Origin of the sequence: Shewanella sp. UCD-FRSSP16_17 (assembly GCF_001675935.1) — a bacterium.
GTDB classification, from domain to species: Bacteria; Pseudomonadota; Gammaproteobacteria; order Enterobacterales; family Shewanellaceae; genus Shewanella; species Shewanella japonica.
The window spans coordinates 53,897-77,037 of the sequence record NZ_LZFV01000004.1 but is presented as its reverse complement, the minus strand read 5'-3'; the positions used below and the strand labels follow the sequence as shown (position 1 = coordinate 77,037).

The window sequence follows — 23,141 nt, the reverse complement described above, 5'->3', positions numbered from 1 at the left end:
GATGACAAGCGTGGTGCGATAAGTACGAGTAGCCAGCACATTCTTAATCGACTCAATATTCCCGCTGAAAACTGGTTAAAAATCACTACAGAGTTCGAGGCATTATTTAAAGGTGCGGTTGGGGCACTGCCAGCGCTAACTGAATATTGTGAGCATGTCGGCCGCAAACGACGACAAAGCGCAGCTAACTGCCAAAAGTGGTTAAGCGCCTAGCATAACCTCTCTGATTGAATCACTTTAATAAACACCATTTTCACTCCTCTCAGTAGCTTGAAATCATATTGAAGTGAGGGGCTGGCCGGCTTAAATTGTAATAAAAGTACATGGAGCCATTTTTAATTTTATCAGTTGCCTCAATTTGTCAGCTTATGGTTATATTTTATGTCAGTATATGGTTATATTTTTTAGCTAACCGATTGAAAGTAGAGCCACGCTTATGTCGACTTATGCTTGTAGCGACAAGTAATGTGTCGCTGAAAGCATACATTGACATAAGATAACCATAGTCTGACAAAATCTCGAGCAGCTGTACATTATATGTACTGGTGTTGCTCGAGATTTTTGTTCATGTATATGCGGAATTTTCGTAAGCCTTCGCTCAATAAAAAACGTTTTTAAATTCGCGAGTGCAAAAGTGAGCGAAACAATTATGACTTTTGGCAGTCAACCAAAAAATACATAGACACCCATAGTTAATGGTATCAATCGTGACTTCCTACTAAGCTTGATTTGAGCATTAAACAAGGAGGTTATGATGCCGCGCCCTCGTAGAAGCCAAATTAGCCTTGAACTCTTGCTAACGAGATACCCTTATTATCATTGCTGTAGCCGCGTGGTTCGCCGTGCATTCTTTTAGAGTAAAGAGTATGTGGTGATGATAAACGCGGCAAATATACGTAGACACCCATAGTTAATGACATCAATCGTGACTTCCTACTAAGCTTGCTTTGAGCATGAAACATGGAGGTTATGATGCCGCGCCCTCGTAGAACCCCAATTAGCCTTGAACTCTTGTCAACGAGACAGCCCTTATTATCATTGCTGTAGCCGCGTGGTTCGCCGCGCCTTCTTATGTGGTGATGATAAATACACAGGTAACAACTATGACCACTGACGAGGATGGATTGAATCACTCATTCTTGAACTGACGGATGTGTTTGCCATTGATATCGCAGCTTATGAGTAAGACTAATAACGATAGAGACTTCTGCGGGCGTAAGCATATCAGGCAGTCTATTGACTTGTGGCAGCTGAATAATATTAAGCCATTGCCATTGTTGGCAAGGACATGTCGATAGACCTATTTACAAGAGAATGTGCAACCCATTACGGTCGAGTTTCACCGTGCTCCACGAATTTAAGGCAATCAAACTGGCAAAGTAGTGCTTCAAATCTTCGGTTGAAAGGTTATTAGGACATGCATCGAAATAAGCTCTAATGCGCCTGACAGCGTAGCTTCGTTCAACAAGATCATTATTGATAAATCACAATCCATACGAATTATCGTACAGCTTATTATCTGCTTATTATCTGCTTATTATCTGCTTATTATCTGCTTATTAGTTCTGAACTGTAATCTCATCACATCATCTATTGGTAATGCTTACATTAGAATTGGTAATAGCACTTATTGTTAGTTGGTAATAATGCATCTCGTTGATTGGTAATGCGGCCTGACCGCTGGTTAAGTTTGTTATGTTATTTGGTCATGTTGTCATATCCGTTGGTAGTGAATATAAAAACTATTCAGCAATAACAGCTTAACTTTCCTTTAAGTTATTGTTTATATGGTTTCTTTTTGTTATGCAGGAAATATGTCAAGCCAATCCATTAGTCTTTTTCTATGCTTTAGTTACTACCAATTTAGTTTTTTGGTAATGCTTGGGTCGCTATTTTGGTTGACAAGGATGTGTTGTGGTGGTTATATTTTGTTTAACACAAAGTTATAGGTGTGAATAAATTGTTAAGGATGCGGCTGTGTTAGGTAAGTTATCTATGATTCTATGCATTGCAATTAATCATAGCTCTTTGAGCATATACAACAAAGAGTTCTGCTTCTTTTTACAACGAAATTAGATAATTTTTGGTGTTAATTAGAGGCAAAGTCTTACCTATTTTTATTACGTTTTTCGGGGTTAGTTAAGTTCATGTGTAGGTGCGCGACTATATGCTGCGCATATAGGTATTCTAAGAAAGCGTTGAAAATAGTTAAGCCGAACAATACACGAACATATTCAACAAAGAGATCGTAAATTATCAAGGATTCCAATATCAACACATATAAATCTTACCGACATTTTCAAAGGAAAATGTGTGACGTTTTTGCTGCGCTAGTTTTTGCTTTAGCTGTTTTTAGCGCATCACTCAATGCTCAGGAAATTGAGGGGAATACGCTTATTCCTAAGTCACACACTAGTCTTGCTGAAGGTGTTTTACTGGGGGATTTGTCAAAACTCGATCCGCTTAAAAAGCCAGGTGAAAATTTTGACTTACTCGATTGGTCATTAACGTTGCCAACCGATCTCAACGAAGATAAAAAAGCTGATACCGTCTATGAGAAATCATTAAGTAAAGGCTTTAACTTAAAGCCATTTTTTTATACAGCAGATGATGGTGGCTTGGTATTCGCTTGCCCAAACATAGGTGCCAAGACCTCAAAAAATACAAAATATGCGAGAACCGAACTACGCGAAATGCTACGTAGAGGTAATAGTCGAATAAAAACGCGTGGCCTGACTAAAAATAACTGGGTTTTCAGCAATGCGCATGGTTCGGCGAAAGCTAAGTCTGGGGGAGTTGAAGGCAGTTTGGAAGGGACTTTGGCAATAAACCGAGTATCTACCACTGGTGATGAAAAAAAGGTCGGACGCGTGATCATCGGCCAAATTCACGCGACGGATGACGAACCCATCCGTTTATATTACCGAAAATTACCTGGCAACTCGAAAGGGTCTATTTATTTTGCCCATGAAATAAATGATGGTGATGATATTTGGATAAATATGATTGGCTCACGTTCACATACTTTGTCAGATCCTGATGACGGCATCGCCTTAAACGAAAAGTTCTCTTATAAAATTTCCGTCGAAGATGAAGTGTTGTTCGTCACTATAATCAGGGAAGGTAAGCCTAATATTACTAAGTACTTTGATATGAAAGATAGTGGTTACAGTGCTAGTAACCAGTATATGTATTTTAAAGCGGGTGTTTATAACCAAAACAATGGCGGCGCTGATGGTGATTATGTGCAAGCTACTTTCTATCATATCCATAACACGCATAAAGGGTATAAATTTTAGCGCAGTTAATACATCAATTTAAAATTCGTAACTCGTAACTACAACTATTGGTTATATTTTTATTTAAATTAATAGGTTAGAACTTTTGTTTGGGTTTCGTCTGTTGAAATTAATATAGCGCTAATTTAAATATAAGAATTTAAGGCAGTCACCTGCTTGCAATAATAAATATAAGAATTTAATGGCAGTCACCTGCTTGCAATAATAAATATAAGAAGTAAATGGCAGTCACCTGTTTGCAATAATAAATATAAGAATTTAAGGCAGTTACCTGCTTGCAATAATAAATATAAGAAGTAAATGGCAGTAACCTGCTTGCAAAAATAAATATACCAATAAATGGCATTAACATGCTTATTAAAATACTAAGGGGAAGTACGGTATGTCGACGAAGTTAAGTAAAAAAACAAAACCCATCCATAAAATAGGGAAGTTCAAGCTTTCACCTATAGCAAAATGGATGAAGCTTGCTGCATTTACTTCTGTAACCAGTTCTTTTGCATTTTCGGCAATAGCACAAGAAGCCGAAACTGAAAATCTAGATAAAGTTGATAATGATATAGAAGTTGTTGTCGTTACTGGTACACGTAAAACAATTCAAGACCAAATTTCAATAAAGCGTGAATCTACCACGGTTGTTGACGGTTTATCTGCTTCAGATATTGGTGATTTACCTGCACTTTCAATTGGTGAGGCGCTAGAAACATTAACGGGGGCATCATCTCACCGTGAAAATGGTGGTGCTACTGAAATCAGTATTCGTGGTTTAGGTCCATTCTTAAGTGCCACTAACATCAATGGCCGTGAAGCGACCAATGGTAGTGGTGACCGTTCAGTTAACTTTTCTCAGTTCCCATCAGAGTTGATGCAGAAAGTCGCTATTTATAAAACACAAGATGCTTCCATGATTGAAGGTGGGGTTGCCGGTGTTATTACCCTGGAGACACTTAAGCCTTTAGATTTTGGTAAGCAACGTTTTCAGGCTGAAGTAAAAGGTAACTACAACCCAGACCAAGCAAACGTTGACAATTCACTCCAAGGTGATTTGGGCTACCGTGGAACACTAAGTTATGTTGATCAATTTGAGTTTGATAACGGTCAAGCATTTGGTTTGAGTGTAGGTTTGCAGCGTCAAGATATTAGTCAGCCAGAAGCTGAATATAGAAGCTCAAGCCCAACGGGTTCATCTTTATGGGCATGTTTGAATGATCCAACCGATACCAATACCGGTTTTTTCCGTAGCTCAGCGGGCGATTGTGAAGATGAAATTGTTGGCTCAAATAACCAAGGTTATAATAATGATATTGATCCAGACACAGGTCTGGCAGTAGATGATGGTAGAGAATACGCATGGACTGGCTCAAGCCGAAGCTTCCGTCAAAATGAAACATCTGATGAAAGAGACGCTTTATTCTTTGCTCTACAATACCAACCCTCAAGTAAATGGGATATCAATTTTGACGCGCAAATTTCAGATCGTACCCAAGCAGAAGCGCGTCATGATTTAATTTTCTTACAAAAGCGCGTTACACCGGGTGTAACGGGACAAAATCTGATCACAAACGATGTTGGCGGTATTCTACATTGGGAAGGTGAAGAACGCATTGAGTCAGCGGGCGAGCAATTTTCGCGTGAAGAAAAATATCGTGGATATGGCTTGAACGTTGAACATTTTTTCTCTGATGATCTAAAGATTAGTCTTGACCTTGGCTACTCTAAAACCAGCCGTGAAGAACTACAAATAACAAACCGAGGAAGAACAAGCTCTCGTCCTTTCTTATCTTGGGATTTAGGTGAATATATTCCTCATTTCACAGTGACTGATTTTGATGTGACTGATATTTCCAATTTTACTGATAGCCTTCGTACTCGTATCGACAGAGAAAATGTCCGCGACAACGAAATTATGGGTGCACGCCTTGATGTTGATTATATTCTAGACAGTGATTTTTTTAGTAGCGTTCAAGCTGGTGTTCGCGTTTCTGAGCTAACATTTGTTCAATTTGGTGGCACGAACGGTAATGGCTCAAGAACGACATATAATTTAGATGAATCTGCAACATCGGCCATCGATGTACTTGAAGGTTGCCAAATAGCCTTCCCTGAGACTGATTTTTTATCCAGTGTTTCTGACGGTGATATTATCACCCATGTTGACAGTTCAGGTAATGTTGTAGAAAGCGGTACAGGCGCTTCGTGGGCAACTTACAATAACGAGTGTTTCTCTCAAGCAGTAGCAGCATCACAAGGCGGCGAATTCGCATACCCAGATGTTACATACGAGAATGCGGGTACTATTGACGTAACAGAACAAACTACCTCTGCTTACGCCATGCTTAATTACGACACTGAAATGTTTGGTAAATATATTCGTGGTAACTTTGGTGTTCGTGTGGTGGATACTGACGTTACCTCTATTGGCTTTCGAGAAGGTTTCGACGTTGTCACTGATCCGGCGACAGGTATCGTCGAATTAGTACCAAACGGAAGTATTGAAAAGATTGAAAGTGGTGGTGATTACACTGAAGTACTACCAAGCTTTAACTTAGTCGTTGATTATGATGACAATATTCTCCTAAGGGCCGGTATTTACCGAGGTATGTCACGTGCAGATCCATCTGATCTAAGTTATAGCCGCACATTCGTAACCGATGACTCGGATGACCCTGAATCAGTTGAAGACTTGTTGGTTGGTGTTAATGGTTCAGGTAACCCTGATCTTCAACCATTAATGTCATGGAACTATGACGCTGCTTTTGAATGGTATCCAAGCGATGACTCTATGGTAGCGCTAGGTGTTTACTATAAGCAATTCAATGGCGGTTACCAACAGCAAACACAGTTAGAGAATTTTATCGTTGACGGTGTGGAAGTTTCTTTACCTATTACTAATTCAGTCACTACTGACGAAAACAGTGACCTTTATGGTTTCGAAGCGACATTCTCGTATCGTTGGGATTTGGGCGTTGGTGTGAAGCTTGGTTATAACTACGCCGATACAACCTATGAGTTTGAAGATAGTAACTACGGTAATACCTTTACTACTGGTTTAGATGGTGTTGTTACTCAGGAAACCGTAGGTATTGTTCCTCCTGCTTCAGTACCTGGATTTTCTGAGCATGTATTCAATGGACAGGTTTACTACCAAATAGGCGGTTTTGATACTGCGCTTATCTACAAGTATCGTAGTGAATACTTCCAACCATACACTTCTAACGGCACAAGACTGCGTTATGTTGATGAGGCAGGTATTTGGGAAGCTCGTGCTGCTTACAAAATCAATCAACACCTTCGTATTAAAGTTTCAGCAATTAACTTGTTCAGTGAGCCTCGCAGTGATGACTTCTATACCCAAGGTAACTTGGGTCAAGTAAGTGATTACGGTCCTCGCCTGTTCGCAGGTGTCAGCTTTAAGTACTAGCCAAGTCTAGTACTTAAATAAAACAAGCTAAATTTGGAAAAGAATCTTTTTGGAGTCATAAAAATGAATAATAAATCTCTTTTATCGCTCATCATTGCGACAGGCCTATTAGGTTGTGGCGGTGATGACGGTGCTGAACTCGATGGAAATACTCGCGGTAGTATAGCAATAACCGGAAGCAATTTTATCGCTGGCGAAACAATCTCTGCAGCAGCTACTGATGCTGACGGAATTCAAGCAGACACCATTACCTATGTTTGGTCAACAGGTACAATCGGCACATCTTACACAATTACTGAAGCTGACGAAGGCACTGTCATTTCTGTTTCTGCTAATTATACCGATGATGCAGGCTTTACCGAAGGCGTAGGTGCATCTACACCCACTATCAACCCGACCTTAGATGTATCTGCTAGCATTATTAAGGGACCTATTGATGGTGCAACTTGTGACATATTTGAAGTTGATGATAGTGGTGCTGCGGTTCTTCCTGAGCAAGGCACAGCAACCTCTGACACTTCAGGTGGCGTTACTTTTATTGACGTACACTTCGAAGGTGCGGGTTTAATTGCGTGTACTGGCGGTACTTATACGGACGAGTCAACAGGTTTAACCTTAGATGCTCCTCAACTAAGATCTGTAGTGAATGTAGTTGAAAATATTATTGAGACTGATGATGAGGGTGTGGAAACCATACTACCACCACCTACCTATGTAGTTTCTCCTTTAACCGAAATGGCTGTTCAAAACGCGGGTAGTGATTTAAACCAGTTTGCTGACGCAGCTGAAATAATTAATGCTCGTTTTGGTATTCGTTTTGATACAACAGAAGTGCTTCCTACTTTAGTTGGTACTGTTGAACTTGGTGCTGATGGTGCTGAAGATGCTGATAGATATGGTTCTGTGCTAGCGCTACTATCACAAGTTGATGCAGACAATGCTGACGCAGATTTATCTACCGTTATGGAAGATCTTGCTAGTGACGTCGCTGATGGTTCTTTTTCTGAAGAGTCTTTAGTTACACTTGAGACAGCACAAATTAATTTGCAAACGACTTCACAAGTTGCTAGTTCTGTTGATGAGGCGTTACTTGACGGAATTGGAGCCGCTGTTGGTTATAACAATGACCCTGTTGCAGCAATCATCGAAGGTGAATTTGGCGGTACTGTTCAACATACAGCTACGGATCCATTAACTGGTTCTCTAACCATTATCGATCCAAACTTCGAAGAAGATGCTTTTGTTGCTCAAACTGATGTGGCACTTGATTATGGTACATTTAGTATCAGTGCCAACGGTAGCTGGTCTTACACGGTTAACACTGCAAATGATACTCTAGCGAACCTTGAACTAGGTGAGTCTGTAAGTGATTCAATCACTATCGCTTCTATTGATGGTACCACTGCTGAAATTAATATTCGTGTTGCTTCACTTACTCAAGTTGTAAAAATAAGCGATACAGGCGGCGATACGGGTGAGATTAGATTTAGCGTTGATAACCTTCGTCAAGGTAAGTTGACTGCATCTATATCTAAAGAGGTTGCGCTTGGTAGTGATGGAAATATTAAAGATGCCTACATTACGCTTTATGGCTCATCTGGTAGTTCTAGTGAATCGCTTATAGATTTGCGTATTCAAGGAACTCAAACTCAAGACGACGGCACTGTCATTGACCCTCGTTTCTTTGTTCGAAATACTGACAGTGACGCTTACCCTGGCAATATAATCACTGCCCCATTTGTTGAAGAGCAGTTTTATGATGTAGAAATCACATGGGACTTAGATCAGGCAGATCAAATCACCGTGACTATTGATGGTGAAGTGATTGGTGGAGGTTCATTCTCTACTGCAGCAGTTGTTGACTCTGATTATACAGGCTTAGACCAGTGGTTCGCTGATGGTGTTAAAGCTATTCAATTTAGATTCGGTGATAATGATAGAACGATTCCTTTCGGTTCTTTCTATGCTGATAACATTGAAGTATTTTCTGATACCGCTGGCACTACAAGTATATTTTCAGATGACTTTGAAGGCTATGATGCAGGTGAAACTTTAGATGGTACAGACAGCAAATATAGCTTAGCTATTTACGCTGAAGTGTCTGTATTTGATGCAGGCGATGGCACAGAAGAACCTACGCCAGCAGTATTCTTTGATTTAACTGGAAGAATTGCAAGTGATGAGGCAACGGCAGCAGGTGCTGTAAGTGTACTTGACCCAGATGATGGCGAAGGTTTTGTTGTTCAGACAACCTTAATGGGTACATACGGTACATTAGCAATTTTAGAAGATGGCTCTTGGACCTATACCCTTGATACTGCTAATGCCACGATTGCAGCACTTGTTGTGGGTGAAAGTGAACTCGATACCTTTACTATTGAATCTTTTGATGGCACTACCGCTGAATTAGCAATCACAATTACAGGCACAATTGTTGTTGATACTGGAGCAAACAATGTTGCCAGAATGGCTGATACATCATTAACTGCTGACGCTGAGTTACGTTTAACAACGGAGCCACTTGCTGAAGGTTCTATTTCTACAACCATTAAGCTACAAGCAATTTCTGGCTTCACTGCTACACCAGAAGTTTCTGAAGATAATACCGCTTACATCAGTATCTATGGTGGCTCTGCTTCTTCAAGTAACTTAACGGGTGAGATTGTCTTTGCTAAAGACGGTGCTGTTAAATATCGTGATGCAAATAAAGATCAACAAACCATTGATGGCTTAACTTATTTTGATGATACAGATATTGATGTCGTTCTTGCTTGGACAGCAACAGGTTATTCACTTTCAATTGATGGTGGTACTACGTTCTACGGTCCTTATGAAGCAATCAATACTGGTACAGCGACCGAAACGTATCAAATTCGTATTGGTAGCTCTTCGAAAGAGTCAGCAAAAGAATTACTCGCTGATGATATCGTCATTGCTGATGAGAGCGATATGGCAGTGCTATCTGAAGACTTCGAAACTTATGCTGAAGGTGAAGATTTAAGTGCAATGTATTCAAGTTCTGCTGAAGCAACCGTTAAGACCATAGCGGGAAGTAGTGTAAATAAAGTTGCCCGAATGGCTGACACATCACTAGACGCTGACGCTGAGTTACGCTTAACCACGACTCCACTTGCTGAAGGCTCTATTTCAACAACCGTTAAGTTACAGGCGATTGCTGGCTTTACTGCAACACCGGAGGTTAGCGAAGATAATACCGCTTATATTAGTATTTATGGTGGCTCTGCCTCTTCAAGTAACCTAACGGGCGAAATTATCTTTAGTAATGATGGTAGTGTTAAATATCGTGATTCATCTAAATCGCAGCAAATCATTGATGGCTTAACGCATGCAAATGATACCGATATCGATGTAGTGCTTGAATGGACTGCAACAGGTTATTCACTTTCAATTGATGGTGGCACAACCTTCTACGGTCCTTATGAAGCAATCAATACAGGTACAGCGACAGAAACGTATCAAATCCGTATAGGTAGCTCTTCTAAAGAGTCAGCAAAAGAGTTACTCGCTGATGACATTGTTATCGCTGATGCAAACGATACTGCAATGCTATCTGAGGACTTCGAAAGTTATGCTGTGGGTGACGATCTAAGTACGACTTACTCTAGTTCTGCCGAAGCAACAGTGCAAGAAGACTAATTAACTTGCTGTTGTAAATTAATGTTTTAAATAATGTGTTAAAAATGCCGCTTATTGATAGCGGCATTTTTTGTACTTATTTTGTAGACTAAAGTGTGCTATTTGAATGCGACTTTCGCTCTTTTAAAAGTGATAAATAGCAAACAAAGTATCTATTTTTCCTCTTTACCTTTTTCGTCTTTAGCGAGTTTTAAATATCCAGCTATAAGCATTTTAATAAATAGGTGAATGAAAATAACAGAGTTTAGATAAAGCTTTTAGAGCGCTTGAGATAATTCAATGAAAGGCAACTATACAATAAAGAGTCCTTTATGCCGTACCTGAAATAACGGCCAAAATTGTTAATTGATCAGTATTAGGTAATGACTTGATTGATCTCGTCACTGTAATTAAATAGCCACCCATTTGTTTTGCTTTACTTTTACACTCATTATGCTTAAACATCTCAATAATATTACTGATTGTCGTTCCCATATAAATCAAGAATATATTGGGTCAGTGTAAACTTTAATTAATTACCATACATATTTCTAATATCACAGCTCACTTTTAGAATTTCTGCATTAACTTACTTTTGTACAAAAGTGAGCTAGAAAAAGCTAATGTCTTCATCGTAATAAAAGAACATGACACTATTCTCGTTTATTAGTGAATATTACAATTTGTCAGCTTATGGTTATATTTTATATCAGGATATGGTTATATCTTTAAGCTAAGAGCTTGAAAGTCAGATAAGGGTTATGTCAACTTATGATCGCATCGATAAATAAGCTCAAAAGGGGTTGGCTCTTATTTTAGAGAGTAAAAAGGCTGCTATTGCAGCCTTTTTAATGGGTGACAGTTTTATTGTTTAAATAAGCTTATTTCGGATCAAAGCTGAAAGCTTGACCGGCAATGGCCGCTTCATACATAAAACCACCTTTAGCCGCTGTAAAAATTGCCATGCCATTCATATAACTTGCTTTGGCTGCTGTACGATTTCCAGCATTACCTGCAGCGGCAGAATTACCAGTCGAGCCAACTTGAGCGTTTGCACCAACAGTAATGGCGACGGCTGAGGCTTGGGCGCTAAATTCGAATGTGCCACTGGTAAAGTCGTCGTACGCAGCTTTATTTTTGAAGAAGATAAGCTCGCTGTATGCTTGTCCGCCCAATTGAAAACCAATAGACAGCTGAGATAGGGTTGAGTCACCAGTGTGGCTGCCACCACGATAGACTCGACCTGAACCATAGGCGGCGCCGATACCTACACCACCTTTACCTACTGTTGGATAAACGGCATATCCATAAGCATCATTGAAAAAGCTCTGCACTTCTGGGGCTTTTTTAAAGTCAGCAATGGTCTTTGCGTATTTGTCAGCATATTTATCTGCGTGGGCAGTAGTAGAAAAAGTAAGCCCTAACAGCGCAACGCTCAGTGCTAAGACGGATAAAATATTTTTCATGCTAACTCCTGTTAATCGATATCGGATTGGTTTCAGCTGTTATGTAGGGTCACTACTTGCTCATTAATGTTAATGGCAAATCATGTTCGTATTCACAATAAAAATGAGCTGAATTGATGCAAGTTTGCAAGCAGCATATCAAAGCCGTGAGTCAAAGGGCAAAAATAACGCGCTTATTGTCAGCTAAGGTTCAGCCTACTGACGCGAAGCGCGCTTAGGTACAGTCTTGATTTGAAAGGCTGTTTTCTAGTCTTGTATACCTAGCACATAATAATCAAACCATTTCTTGTCCCATTCCATTTTGGCTTTTCGGTGCTGATATCGACTTAATCCATGACCTTCATCTGGGTACACAACTAATTCAACGGGCACATTAAGGTAGTGCTTTAAAGCACGATATAACCCTTGAGCATGGCCTAAAGGCACACGTTGGTCGTGTTCGCCGATATGAATTAATGTAGGCGTGTTAATGTTATTGGCATGGGTCAGTGATGACGCTTTTTTATAAGCTTCTGGCTGTTCCCACGGTAATCCCTGCATAAAGTTCACTACATGACCTGGGGTATCTTCTAACATCCACTGTAAGCGCTGATCGAAAACGCCTGCACCAGAACTTGCTGCTTTAAAGCGATTGGTGGTGCTGATGAGGGCATTCGTTAAGTAGCCGCCATTACTCCAGCCCATCACTGCCATTTTATCTTCATCAGCGATGCCTTCAGCGATTAAATGATCAACACCAGCAAGAATATCGTTGACTTCAATATCGTGCTCTTGACCTACTAAGTCAGTGAGAAACTTATCACCGAATCCCGTTGAGCCACGATAGTTTGGCGATAAGATCGCCCAGCCATCCGCCGAAAATGTGCTGCGTCCGTATGAGCGATGTTGCAGTGCATAAGGTGTCGCAGATGTAGGACCACCATGGATTTGTACTATCAGTGGTAATCTCCCTTGCGACGCTTTATAGCCATGTGGAAGTTCTAAAATACCCTCAACGGTAGCGCCATCAGGTGCTTGCCATTTCACGATGGAAATCTGTGGTAATTGCCATTGTTTTACTTGCGAGTTGATGTCAGTGATACGTTTAATTTTAGCGCGGCGATTATCAGCATCAGCAATAAAAAGGTCGCTAAAATGAGTTAAGCCATTATGGCTCAGCACGAGCTGTTTACCTGATGAATTAAAGTCATAGCTGCCGACTACGATGTCAGCATCTATGACTTTACGGCTATCACCTTGCTTGTTCTTGATAAATTCTGTGCAATAAATTTTTACTCGAGCAGACTCTGCACCGCGATAACAAATTTCATCACTGTTTGGACGCCACTGAATATCTTGTCCATTTAAGGTGACCTTACCCGGGCGAGAGAGCTCTGTTATGCTGTTGTTGCCTTTGGCGGTGTCAGCGATAAATAACTTGCCTGGGTGACCGTCAAAGTCGATGCGAAAGGCCAATTGCTGATTATTATCATGCCAAGCTAACCCTAATAACCAACCGTAAGGTGATGGAGCTTGTTGACGCCATTGTTGATCAGCCAATACCTGATGACGTTGTTGCTTCACATCATAAATATCAATGTCAGACCAACCCTCAAGTTTTACTAATTCATTATCTTCGGTCGTAATTCGGGCAATTTTAGTTTGGGCATTATTAACACTGAATTGCCAGACTACCTTATCGTCATCAATTAAAGTTTGTTGTTTGTAGTGTTCTAAATCAAGCACATAGAGTGGATTTGACTGGTGTTCACCATGACCATATTGAGGCGCATCATGACGGCTGCGCATCTCACTCCAGACATCGGTTTCTTCGGTGGTTTTATTGCCAGTAAAGTACAAGTTTTTACCATCATGGCTTAACTGAAACGCATTTACCCCTTCAGTTTCTTTGGTCAATGGCTGTAAGTCCGCACCACTATTAGTCATTCTAAATACTTGGTTTTTGCCATTCAGTGGCGCTTTTTCATGGCTGTCAGTACGTTTTGAGAGAAAGTAAATATATTGCCCGTCTGGACTCCAAACTGGACTTGCTTCATTTTCATTACTGAATGTGAGGCGTTGAGTTTGACGGGTTTTAGTGTTGACTTTCCATAAGTCAGATTGGGCTTTATCGAGCGTTTCATCCCAACGACTTTCTACCCAAATCGCTTCTTTACCATTAGGGCTAAAACTCACTTGTTTCATCATGGCGATGTCAAAAAAGTCATCAATAGTGATTTTTTTTAGTGCAGATTCGGCTGCTGTCTGAAAAGAAATACTGAGTAGAGAAATAAGCCCAATTGGGCGAAGGCGGGTTAATAACGTTGACATGGAGCTCCTTTCCTTATTCTTGATGTGTGTTAATGGAGTCGCTTTTCTGAGGCCGTATCTTCATTGATGATGGTTTGTAAATAATTCAATTCTTCAGAATTTAATAACTGCTCACTGGCTTTTTGTGGCTTGTGTGATTGATTCTGATTGGCGCTATTGTTGTTACCTCTGAGGTAGGCTGCACGAGTAATTTGATGCAAACCATATAAGGCAAAACCATAAACCGTTATCAGCAGTGACAATCGTGCAATGGTATGAGCTAAAACTGAAATAGTATCACCGAAATAAAATGGGATTAATACCATCACTATGCGCAGTACCCAATTAAGCAATATTCCAGCAGTAAGTATCAGTAACCAGCGCAATCTAATATCTTTTAAGCTTTGTTGGTTGGTTAATTTAAAGCGTTTTTTATGTTTGCTGATGGTATTGAATATCAGCCCAAAATAGATGGCACTTTGTAAAATGATGAACCCAGGCATGACTAATGCAATCGTGTTGATATGACGGAGTTCGCTAACTGAATTGACCACTTGTGTTGAAGCGGTCGGATCCAGCCCAATGTTGAAAAACACTGCAAACATAATGGCAATCATAGTGATTAACGTCGGTGATAGGTGTTTGAGAATATTACTATCTGATACCGGAATTTGCAGGCAAGCTTTACAGTATGAATAAAGTAAAGGCATCAATAAAAAGTAAAAGGGCACCATTAAGGTCAAAATGAAATGAATTTGAATCGGCGCATTTTCACGGGTGATTGCCCCAGTGGCAAAAAAAAGTGCAATGAGCAAAAATAACGAGCCTAATAAACGATTACTTTGTGTCGTGCTAGGATCGCTGTTGGCGTATATGTAGCGCACATATAAGCCTACCCCGAAGCAATGAATACCGCCGAGTAATGATAACCAAATATAAGCTTGCGAGAAAAACGGTCCGAGTTCGATCAGTTACCCCTTATTTCATTCTAAGTGATAATACCTCTAAGCGACTATTTCGACCAGTATCCTAAGCTTTTTTTTGCTTTCTTATGTGACGATTTGAAACGCCTTCAGGTGGCTTACCTGGCGCGGGTTTTCTTTCTGATAATAAATGCTTAATCGACATAATGGGATGGGGGAGCAGCATTCGTGGTCCTGAGTAGATCATTATCTCTCGGACTTTTTGTTTCATGTGGGGTTTATAGCAATGAACTGGGCATTTATTGCATGTTGGTTTGTCTTGACCGTAAGGACAGCGATCTAATCGAGTTTCGGCATATTCAAGCAATGAACGACATTCTTCACACAGCTCTTCACCTTGTGTCTGTTGATGATGAGCACGACAATATATGCCAGCCATGGCTGTCATTGTGTTGAGCTCAAACAGTAATTTTCCTGAGAGAATAGAAGATTCAGACATCAATAAATACCTTAGTAATTTACTCGGGTATGAGTAGTGTAACTAGCTTCAATGATTCAGTTCAATTTAGGTGATTATAAGCTTGAGCTAAAGCACAAAAATCTCAAAATTTGAATTTATCCCCACTTATCATGTTTAATGGCACAAAAGCAGGATAAATACTTGATTTATTGCTGCACAATAGCTTATTAATACTAGATAACCTGCTCAAAAAAGCAGCGTGAAAATTAATCTCTCTTGAATAGACTTTGAGCTTGACTGCTTAGCTATTTAAATACACACAAACATGACACAGGTATGGTGTTATCAATGAAATATATTGTCATTATTTTATTAGTCTTGTTGGGCGTTTATTTGTACCGTCGAACGCAGAAGGTTGCTCAAAACGAATTAGATGAGAAAACATCTGCTCAACAAGAAAAACCGCAAGAAACGACAGTGTCAGAAGATGTGATTGACGTAGAAGCAGAAGTCGTGGAAGAAACAACTGAAAAGGCTGTTGATGAGGTTGTCGTTGGCGCTAACACTGTCGTGCCAGAGCCAGAGCCAGAGCCAGAGCCAGAGCCAGAGCCAGAGCCAGAGCCAGAGCCAGAGCCAGAGCCAGAGCCAGAAGTTGTAAAAGAAAAAGAAAACGAAGAAACGGATGTAAACTTGCCTGCTACAGGTGCATGGGCGGGTGATGTGTTTGCTAATCTCGTTAGCAGTTTTGATGCCAGTGCAGATGTCACAGCGCAGCATCAAACGTTACTGAATATTATTGGTCATAGTTATAAATTGCGTAAACAGGCAGATTATTGCCAATATGGTGCGCAATTGGCCGATAACTATTTAGCTGTTTATGCCAAGTACCAGCAACAGAATAAGGTTGCTGCTGATGAAAAAGGTCCAGGTTTTATGCAGTTATCAACCATGCTTAATGATACTAAGCAGTTTGATAAAGCCATTATGCTATGTGAGCAAGCGCTGCAATATCAGCTAAGCGATGGAACTGTTACTGGTTTTGAAGGTCGAATTAAACGTATCGAGAAAGCAAAATCTAAAGCTGCAGGCTAAGGGCTATTTAACCTGTTGGTGAATACTATTTCACCTAGATTCAATTAAAGCGGACTTAGGTTCGCTTTTTTATTGCTAATATCTTTGTTAGTTATAGACATATTGATGGATCTTGCCATTATAGGGCGCGTTTGAGCCAACGGAGTTGCAATATCGCGCTACTTTTTGCTCGGCGAGTTAATGCTTCCCTTCACTTTTGAGGAAATTAAGAGGTTTTTTATGAATACCAAAGTACTGACTTTGTTGGTTTTATGCTTAGGAATATTCAGCTTGTCAGGCTGTATTCGTACACCTGAATGGACTCTTTTTTATTACGCAGACCAAGCTAAAAAGCCGGCTAATCCGATACAAGCGGATTATATTGCGGGTTATTATGACACGCTTGAGCAGTGTCAGTTAAAAGGCGATGGTATGTTACGCCTTAGTGGAAAAAGCCTTGTTGAAATAGACAAGCAGGCTCTAGAAAATGCTACAGCAATACCTGTAGCTATCGAAAAAGGATATCAATGTGAGCAGCTATGTCAGGTCGATGATGAAAATGTGATTCATTGCCAATAGCCTGCTTTAGGGAAGATGAATGCAGCTAAAACAAGATTTTTTTGAACAACTTGAAGGATTTTATTCGCAGGTTTACCCGCTGCCTATTAGTCAACCTCATTGGCTTGCTTGGAGTGATGACGCCGCGGCATTAATTGGCCTAACTAAGCCCACCGATGAGTTACTGATGCAGATGTCAGGTAATCAACAGATACCTGGTGCGAGTTATTATGCGCAAGTGTATAGCGGTCATCAGTTTGGTGGTTATTCACCACGATTGGGTGATGGTCGTTCAATTATTCTAGGTGAAGCATTTAATGGGCAAGATGCGCATCCACAAGCTTGGGATATTGCCTTAAAAGGTGCAGGCCCAACCCCGTATTCCCGACATGGCGATGGCCGAGCAGTAATGCGCTCTGCAGTAAGAGAGTTTTTGGCATCGGAAGCGCTCGCAGCTTTATCTGTTCCTACTACACGTGCCTTAGCCGTTATAGGTTCTGATTTGCCCGTTTGGCGTGAATCTCAAGAAACCGCTGCTATTACCGTAAGGCTGGCAAAAAGTCATATTCGTTTTGGTCATTTTGAATATTTTTGTCATAGCGAACAAGGAAGTAAAGATAAGCTTATTCAGTTACTTAATTTTACTATTGCCCAACATTATCCGCATTTATCGCAAGATTATCACGGTTACAAAGCCTGGTTCACACAAGTGGTTAAAGATACCGCTGTGCTGATTGGTCATTGGCAAGCCGTTGGTTTTGCTCATGGGGTGTTGAACACAGATAATATGTCTGTTTTGGGCGACAGCTTTGATTTTGGCCCTTTTGCTTTTTTAGATACGTTTAAAGAAGACTTCATCTGCAATCATTCTGATCCAGAAGGGCGTTATGCGTTCGGTCAGCAGCCTGGTATTGGGTTATGGAACTTGCAACGTTTAGCGCAAGCATTAACGCCTGTGATCGAATCTGATGATTTGGTCGCTGCACTGAATACCTACCAAGCAGAATTAGTGAAGCAATACTTGTTATTGATGCGGGCTAAATTGGGCTTATCAGTAACAGAGCAGATTGCCAATTCGGCAGAACAAGACAAACAAGATTTAGACCTAATAGGCCGATTTTGTGGGGTGATGCAGCATAATATGTTGGACTACACCAACACCTTTAGGGCTTTTGGTAACTTGGATGTCAATAGCGCTAAATCCAATATTGCAGATGAAATCATCGATAGGCCAACATTTGATGCTTGGTATAAGGACTATCAGCAACGAGTGGGACAAGTGACAGATATTGAGGCTTGGCAAGGTGCAAGAAACAGCGTCAATCCGAAATACATTCTGCGTAATTATCTTGCACAGGAAGCCATTGTCGCCGCAGAAGAGGGAGATAATGGTAAATTGGTTGAATTACACCGGTTATTAACACAGCCTTATGCCGAGCAAGAACATATGTCACATTATGCTCAGCGTCCGCCGCAGTGGGGGCAGGGATTAATTATGTCTTGTAGCAGTTAATTTTTATTTTAAGCATACGATAAGCCGAACAGTAAACATGTAGGCTTATCAATAACGCAGGTTTACCTAACAATATGAATAGCGAAAAGCCCGTGATTGGCTTGCATTCAATCGCATTAGACAAAGAGTCGCTCAGTATTTTAATCCGTGCAGATATAGATTTTGAGCAGTTTGAACAATTTGCTGAGCCATTGGCCGCGGCGATGGATTGCGAAATCCGTGAGCAACAATGGGGCGCAGATAGACATCAATGGCTATTGAATTTTGAAGGTAGTCAGCTTTGGTTACATTACGAGTTTTATGGCGATATTTGTTGGATATCGACCGATGTCGCCTCGGATATTGAAGTGTTAACGTATTTAATGACGTTATTAACACCATTAGTCACAGTGAAGGGCGCAAATGAGTAATCGTCAAATAGATAACGATTCGACAGAGCAAGCCAATTCGAATAAAAGCCAAGATGCATCATTTGACTTTCAAGCTTTAACGCCTGACTTAATTTTAGATGCTATCGAGAGCTTAGCGGTATACCCAGAAACCGGTTTATTGGCTTTAAATAGCYATGAAAACCGTGTTTACCAATTTCGGTGTGATCGTGGGAATCGATATGTGGTTAAGTTTTACAGGCCGCATCGTTGGTCTGAAGAACAAATTCAAGAAGAACATGATTATGCGCTGGCATTGGCTGCAGAAGATATTCCTATTGCTGTTCCAGCGATTATCGATGGTAAGACTTTACACCACTATCAAGGCTATAAATTTACGCTATTTCCTTCTATTGGTGGGCGTGCTTTTGAGGTCGATAATCTCGACCAATTAGAGTCTGTTGGTCGCTTCATTGGCCGTATTCATCAATATGCCAGTAAACAAGCATTCCAATATAGAGAGCCAGTTTCATCAAAGATTTTGGGTGATGATGCGTTGGCGTATTTACAACAATCTGGTCAAGTGGCTGATGGCATTAGCCAGCAGTTTTTTACCGTGGCAGAGCAAGTGTTAGATAAAGCTAAAAGTGCGATGTCAGGGCATCAATTTCCAACGATTCGTCTGCATGGAGATCTGCATCCCAGTAATATTTTATGGACGCCCGATGGCCCAGGCTTTGTGGATTTAGATGATGCAAGGCAAGGTCCTGCAGTACAAGACATATGGATGATGCTAACGGGTGATCGATCTCAACGGCTGTTACAATTAGACGTCTTGCTAGAAGGTTACCAAGAGTTTTACGATTTTGACCAAGGTCAGCTCGCTTTAGTTGAGCCTCTAAGGGCCTTGCGCATGCTTCACTATAACGCTTGGTTAAGTAAAAGATGGCAAGATCCCGCATTTCCAATGAACTTTCCATGGTTTGGTGATATCAAATACTGGGAACAACAAACCTTAGCGTTTAAAGAACAACTTGCAGCGTTAGATGAAGCACCATTAAGCTTGATGGGATACTAGGTGTTAACTAACGTAGATTGTTACAAATGTTCTTGATAAGGTCTTGAGATATTGCAATAACCTAAATTATGATACGGTTTAGGTAATACATACATTAGCTCTGCGTAAAGCAGGCAATAGATGGCAAATTTTAAAATTAAAAAATAATTTAAGATTGCACACTAAAGGAAGCAAAATGAAAAAAGCACTATTAATGGCTGCGGCACTACTTTTAGCCCCATTGGCGGCAACTGCTGCAGATTATAAAGAAGGTGTACATTACACTGTGGTTAATGAAGGCCCTGCAACGTCTAAGCCTGAAATTACAGAGTTTTTCTCATTCTTCTGTGGCCACTGTTATAACTTTTCAAAAACAGTTGTTCCAAAAATTGAGAAAACATTGCCAGAAGGTGTTGCGTTTAACCAAGCACACGTAGAGTTTATTGGCCGTGAAATGGGCACTGAAATGTCTCGTGCTTTTGCGATTGCTCACCAGTTAAATGTTGAAAAGAAAATCGAACATGCAATTTTCGTTGCTATTCACGATACTAAGCAACGTTTCACTAGCCAAGATGATATCCGTATGCTGTTTATTGCTAACGGTGTTGATGGTAAAGACTTTGATGCGGCAGCAAACTCATTCATGGTGAATGCACAAATGTCTAAAATGAAGCGTGATACTGAAAACGCAAAACTATCAGGTGTGCCTGCATTAGTGGTTAACGGTAAATATCGTGTTGAGACTGGTTCAATTAAGTCTTATGACGAGCTTTTAGATATCGCTTACTACTTAACGTCTAAAGATAAGTAATCGATTAAGATTAACTAAGACGAATTATTGACGCAGTATTTGTTCGATAATTTAATAAAAAAATAGAGCCAGCAGTGGCTCTTTTTTTATGTCTGTATTTTGTGAGGTTGATTATCCAACTACCTGAAAAAAAGCAAAAAAAAACCGTAGGTTTCAAAATTATTCATTTCAAAACGATACGGTGTTGAGCCAATTGGCTCGTTATTTACCCTGAGTAACGTTAAATACTCTATCAAAGCGTCAAAAAAATGGCAAGTGTCATTTTTGTGTTATTTCATTATTTGAACTTAATCGCTGAATTTAAGGTGAAAAATGTTTAACTTTACGAAACTCTTTGGGGATTTATATTGTCAAAGTGAAGTCATCAAAAACCAATAACAACATGCTTGAGGAGTTCTCATGAGAAGGTTCCCCGTTTACGCACCTAAGCTTATTGTCAAACATGCACGTATTTTTCTTACAGGGGTTATTTGGGTTAAAGATCTAGGTTGCTTAGAGTTTAAGAAGGGACGTTTTTTAATGCCAAAAAAAAGCCTGCCAAAAGTAAAGCAGGCTGTTTCAGAACTTAATGAGCTATTAGCTGCTCAGCATAATGAAGCTAATGCTATTTAGCTTTCGCTATTAAGTAATCCAACAAGACCGTTAACTTTGTCATTCCAAGAGTTGAGGTCTTGTTGTAGTTGTTGATTAGTCTCAGTCAACTGAGCGTTCTTTTGCTTCTCTTCTTCAAGCTCCATTTTAAGTAGCTCAGCATTTTCAAGAGTAGCCTGGATTTTGGCTTCCAGTTGGGACAATAATTCAAGGCTCATATCGGGAGTCCTAATAGTTTCTGGATGGAATGCTGATTCTAGCAGTGACTGGGGTTTAAGGAATAGACAAATCTGTTAAGTGGTTAAAAAAAGTACCAGTTTTACTACTATTTTCTAAGCTTTAATCACCTTGAGCTGTATTTCGGTAATTTTTTACTGATATCTAGCAGCAATCCCTGTTGTTCAGTGTCCCATGAAAGTCTTACTCATTAGATAAACCTCGTTTTAAAACGGCCTTTTTTGGGAATTGTCATCTTGTGCAGAACGATTGACGGTTAAATGTCATCCACATTGTCCATTTGCTTGACATTACAACTGATGATTCATAGTCTGCTAGCTCTGTTTTCAAGGTGGTAGCAAATGGACATCAAATATAATTTAAAATCGTCACGCCGTACTGAGCAATTTCATCCAGAAGGTAATGTTGGATTTGGTAATCTCAGAACTGATCATATGTTTTTAATGGATTATCGAGATGGCCAATGGTGCGATCCACGTATCGAACCTTATGCTCCTTTTGAGATTGCGCCAGGTGCAATTTCATTGCATTACGGTCAGTCTATTTTTGAAGGCGCAAAGGCCTTTATGCATGACGACGGTGAAATCTATACCTTTAGATTGAATAAGAATGCGGAACGTTTAAACAACTCTGCAGATATCTTATGTATTCCTAACCTTGATGAAGAGATTCAACTTGAAGCCATTAATGCGCTTATTGATGTGGATCGTTTGTGGTTCCCGATGCAAGATGGCGCTTGTTTGTATATTCGTCCTTTCATTTTTGCGACCGAAGATCGTCTATCGGTGAGTCCTAGCCTGAATTTTACCTTTTGTGTCATTTTAAGCCCAAGTGGCGCTTATTATGCTGATGGGGTAAGCAAAGCGATTCGTTTACTTATTAGTAAGAAGTTCCACCGTGCAGTATCGGGTGGCACCGGCGCATCGAAAGCGGCGGGTAACTACGCTGCATCACTGCGAGCGGGCCAAGCTGCTGCTGAATATGGCGCTGCTCAAGTGTTATATCTTGATGCTAACAATCAACAGATTGAAGAAGTGGGCGCTATGAACCACTTCCATGTGCTTAAAGATGGCACTGTAGTGATCCCAACATTTACTGATACGATTTTAAAATCAATCACCTCGCAATCAATGCTTGAGCTAGGGCACCTATTAGGCTGTGAAGTGCGTCAAGAGACGATCATGCTAGATAAGTTTATTGCTGATATCGAGGCGGGTGAAATTGTTGAGGCAGGTGGCTTTGGCACCGCAGCAGTTGTGTCACCTGTGGGATCGTACATTTTTGAAGATGGACGAGTGGTAACTGTTGGTGATGGTGAGGTCGGCCCGTGTATTAAGCGAATCTACCAAATCTTTACTGAACTACAAAATGGTCAGCTTGAAGGCCCTGAAGGCTGGGTTAAACGTGTTGAGCGAGTGGCTCCTAATACGTAGTAGAATAA

The 23,141-nt window shown here is 40.4% G+C and carries 16 protein-coding genes and 2 pseudogenes; 13 read left to right on the top strand and 5 right to left on the bottom strand.

Annotated features, from left to right (window positions below; all coding sequences use genetic code 11):
• From A9267_RS21885 to A9267_RS08220, 5 genes and pseudogenes are all read left to right on the top strand, one after another.
• A pseudogene (locus A9267_RS21885) lies at positions 1–213 on the top strand (transposase); the annotation flags it as partial.
• A gap of 759 nt (positions 214–972) precedes the next feature.
• A pseudogene (locus A9267_RS21490) lies at positions 973–1,180 on the top strand (hypothetical protein); the annotation flags it as partial.
• A gap of 1,129 nt (positions 1,181–2,309) precedes the next feature.
• Positions 2,310–3,299, top strand: a complete 990-nt coding sequence (locus A9267_RS08230) for a polysaccharide lyase family 7 protein (protein ID WP_065108876.1) — start codon at positions 2,310–2,312, stop codon at positions 3,297–3,299.
• Positions 3,300–3,681: 382 nt separating this feature from the next.
• The gene (locus A9267_RS08225; protein ID WP_065108875.1) at positions 3,682–6,720 is read left to right on the top strand and encodes a TonB-dependent receptor; all 3,039 of its coding nucleotides are present in this window, start codon (positions 3,682–3,684) and stop codon (positions 6,718–6,720) included.
• A 63-nt stretch (positions 6,721–6,783) separates the two neighbouring features.
• Positions 6,784–10,377, top strand: coding sequence for a VCBS domain-containing protein (locus tag A9267_RS08220; protein WP_065108874.1), 3,594 nt, complete (start codon positions 6,784–6,786; stop codon positions 10,375–10,377).
• An 860-nt stretch (positions 10,378–11,237) separates the two neighbouring features.
• Here the strand turns inward: A9267_RS08220 and A9267_RS08215 are convergent.
• From A9267_RS08215 to A9267_RS08200, 4 genes are all read right to left on the bottom strand, one after another.
• Entirely contained in the window at positions 11,238–11,822 is a 585-nt protein-coding gene (locus tag A9267_RS08215) for a YSC84-related protein (RefSeq protein ID WP_055025518.1), read from the bottom strand.
• 246 nt (positions 11,823–12,068) lie between these two features.
• A complete protein-coding gene (locus tag A9267_RS08210; protein ID WP_065108873.1) occupies positions 12,069–14,132 on the bottom strand; it encodes a S9 family peptidase in 2,064 nt (687 codons plus the stop codon).
• Positions 14,133–14,161: 29 nt separating this feature from the next.
• The gene (locus tag A9267_RS08205; RefSeq protein WP_082972287.1) at positions 14,162–14,995 is read right to left on the bottom strand and encodes a hypothetical protein; all 834 of its coding nucleotides are present in this window, start codon (positions 14,993–14,995) and stop codon (positions 14,162–14,164) included.
• Positions 14,996–15,140: 145 nt separating this feature from the next.
• Entirely contained in the window at positions 15,141–15,533 is a 393-nt protein-coding gene (locus A9267_RS08200; protein WP_065108871.1) for a nitrous oxide-stimulated promoter family protein, read from the bottom strand.
• A 309-nt stretch (positions 15,534–15,842) separates the two neighbouring features.
• Here A9267_RS08200 and A9267_RS21760 point away from each other — a divergent pair, with 309 nt between their 5' ends.
• The 7 genes from A9267_RS21760 to A9267_RS08165 all read left to right on the top strand — a co-directional run bounded on the left by A9267_RS21760 (position 15,843) and on the right by A9267_RS08165 (position 21,484).
• A complete protein-coding gene (locus tag A9267_RS21760) occupies positions 15,843–16,586 on the top strand; it encodes a hypothetical protein (protein ID WP_065108870.1) in 744 nt (247 codons plus the stop codon).
• A 219-nt stretch (positions 16,587–16,805) separates the two neighbouring features.
• Positions 16,806–17,144 carry a hypothetical protein gene (locus tag A9267_RS08190; protein WP_065108869.1) on the top strand — a complete coding sequence of 113 codons (339 nt, stop codon included), beginning with the start codon at positions 16,806–16,808 and terminating at the stop codon, positions 17,142–17,144.
• 19 nt (positions 17,145–17,163) lie between these two features.
• Positions 17,164–18,636, top strand: a complete 1,473-nt coding sequence (locus A9267_RS08185; protein ID WP_065108868.1) for a protein adenylyltransferase SelO — start codon at positions 17,164–17,166, stop codon at positions 18,634–18,636.
• Between the two features lie 74 nt (positions 18,637–18,710).
• Positions 18,711–19,046 (top strand): DUF3630 family protein, encoded by a 336-nt coding sequence (locus A9267_RS08180; protein ID WP_065108867.1) that lies wholly within the window; start codon positions 18,711–18,713, stop codon positions 19,044–19,046.
• Positions 19,039–20,082, top strand: coding sequence for a serine/threonine protein kinase (locus A9267_RS08175; RefSeq protein ID WP_082972285.1), 1,044 nt, complete (start codon positions 19,039–19,041; stop codon positions 20,080–20,082). The genes A9267_RS08180 and A9267_RS08175 overlap by 8 nt, the downstream gene beginning before the upstream one ends.
• A 175-nt stretch (positions 20,083–20,257) precedes the next feature.
• Complete coding sequence (locus tag A9267_RS08170; RefSeq protein WP_065108866.1) at positions 20,258–20,872, top strand: thiol:disulfide interchange protein DsbA/DsbL; 615 nt, start codon at positions 20,258–20,260, stop codon at positions 20,870–20,872.
• A gap of 399 nt (positions 20,873–21,271) precedes the next feature.
• The gene (locus tag A9267_RS08165; protein WP_055026160.1) at positions 21,272–21,484 is read left to right on the top strand and encodes a DUF1107 domain-containing protein; all 213 of its coding nucleotides are present in this window, start codon (positions 21,272–21,274) and stop codon (positions 21,482–21,484) included.
• Here A9267_RS08165 and zapB read toward each other — a convergent pair.
• Positions 21,481–21,681, bottom strand: a complete 201-nt coding sequence (gene zapB / locus A9267_RS08160) for a cell division protein ZapB (RefSeq protein ID WP_055026159.1) — start codon at positions 21,679–21,681, stop codon at positions 21,481–21,483. The two genes, A9267_RS08165 and zapB, sit on opposite strands and share 4 nt — an antisense overlap.
• 360 nt (positions 21,682–22,041) lie before the next feature.
• On the opposite strand from zapB, the gene A9267_RS08155 reads away from it, so the two are divergent.
• Entirely contained in the window at positions 22,042–23,133 is a 1,092-nt protein-coding gene (locus A9267_RS08155) for a branched-chain amino acid aminotransferase (RefSeq protein WP_065108865.1), read from the top strand.
• The last annotated feature ends 8 nt before the right edge of the window (positions 23,134–23,141 follow it).

Excerpts from the sequence above, each read along its gene's own strand:
- A9267_RS08215 (WP_055025518.1), bottom strand. The coding sequence starts at position 11,822 with ATGAAAAATATTTTATCCGTCTTAGCACTGAGCGTTGCGCTGTTAGGG.
- A9267_RS08155 (WP_065108865.1), top strand. The coding sequence starts at position 22,042 with ATGGACATCAAATATAATTTAAAATCGTCACGCCGTACTGAGCAATTT.
- A9267_RS08190 (WP_065108869.1), top strand. The coding sequence starts at position 16,806 with ATGAATACCAAAGTACTGACTTTGTTGGTTTTATGCTTAGGAATATTC.
- A9267_RS08230 (WP_065108876.1), top strand. The coding sequence starts at position 2,310 with ATGTGTGACGTTTTTGCTGCGCTAGTTTTTGCTTTAGCTGTTTTTAGC.
- A9267_RS08200 (WP_065108871.1), bottom strand. The coding sequence starts at position 15,533 with ATGTCTGAATCTTCTATTCTCTCAGGAAAATTACTGTTTGAGCTCAAC.
- A9267_RS08170 (WP_065108866.1), top strand. The coding sequence starts at position 20,258 with ATGAAAAAAGCACTATTAATGGCTGCGGCACTACTTTTAGCCCCATTG.
- A9267_RS08185 (WP_065108868.1), top strand. The coding sequence starts at position 17,164 with ATGCAGCTAAAACAAGATTTTTTTGAACAACTTGAAGGATTTTATTCG.
- A9267_RS08180 (WP_065108867.1), top strand. The coding sequence starts at position 18,711 with ATGAATAGCGAAAAGCCCGTGATTGGCTTGCATTCAATCGCATTAGAC.
- A9267_RS08210 (WP_065108873.1), bottom strand. The coding sequence starts at position 14,132 with ATGTCAACGTTATTAACCCGCCTTCGCCCAATTGGGCTTATTTCTCTA.
- A9267_RS21760 (WP_065108870.1), top strand. The coding sequence starts at position 15,843 with ATGAAATATATTGTCATTATTTTATTAGTCTTGTTGGGCGTTTATTTG.
- A9267_RS08220 (WP_065108874.1), top strand. The coding sequence starts at position 6,784 with ATGAATAATAAATCTCTTTTATCGCTCATCATTGCGACAGGCCTATTA.
- A9267_RS08165 (WP_055026160.1), top strand. The coding sequence starts at position 21,272 with ATGAGAAGGTTCCCCGTTTACGCACCTAAGCTTATTGTCAAACATGCA.
- zapB (WP_055026159.1), bottom strand. The coding sequence starts at position 21,681 with ATGAGCCTTGAATTATTGTCCCAACTGGAAGCCAAAATCCAGGCTACT.
- A9267_RS08225 (WP_065108875.1), top strand. The coding sequence starts at position 3,682 with ATGTCGACGAAGTTAAGTAAAAAAACAAAACCCATCCATAAAATAGGG.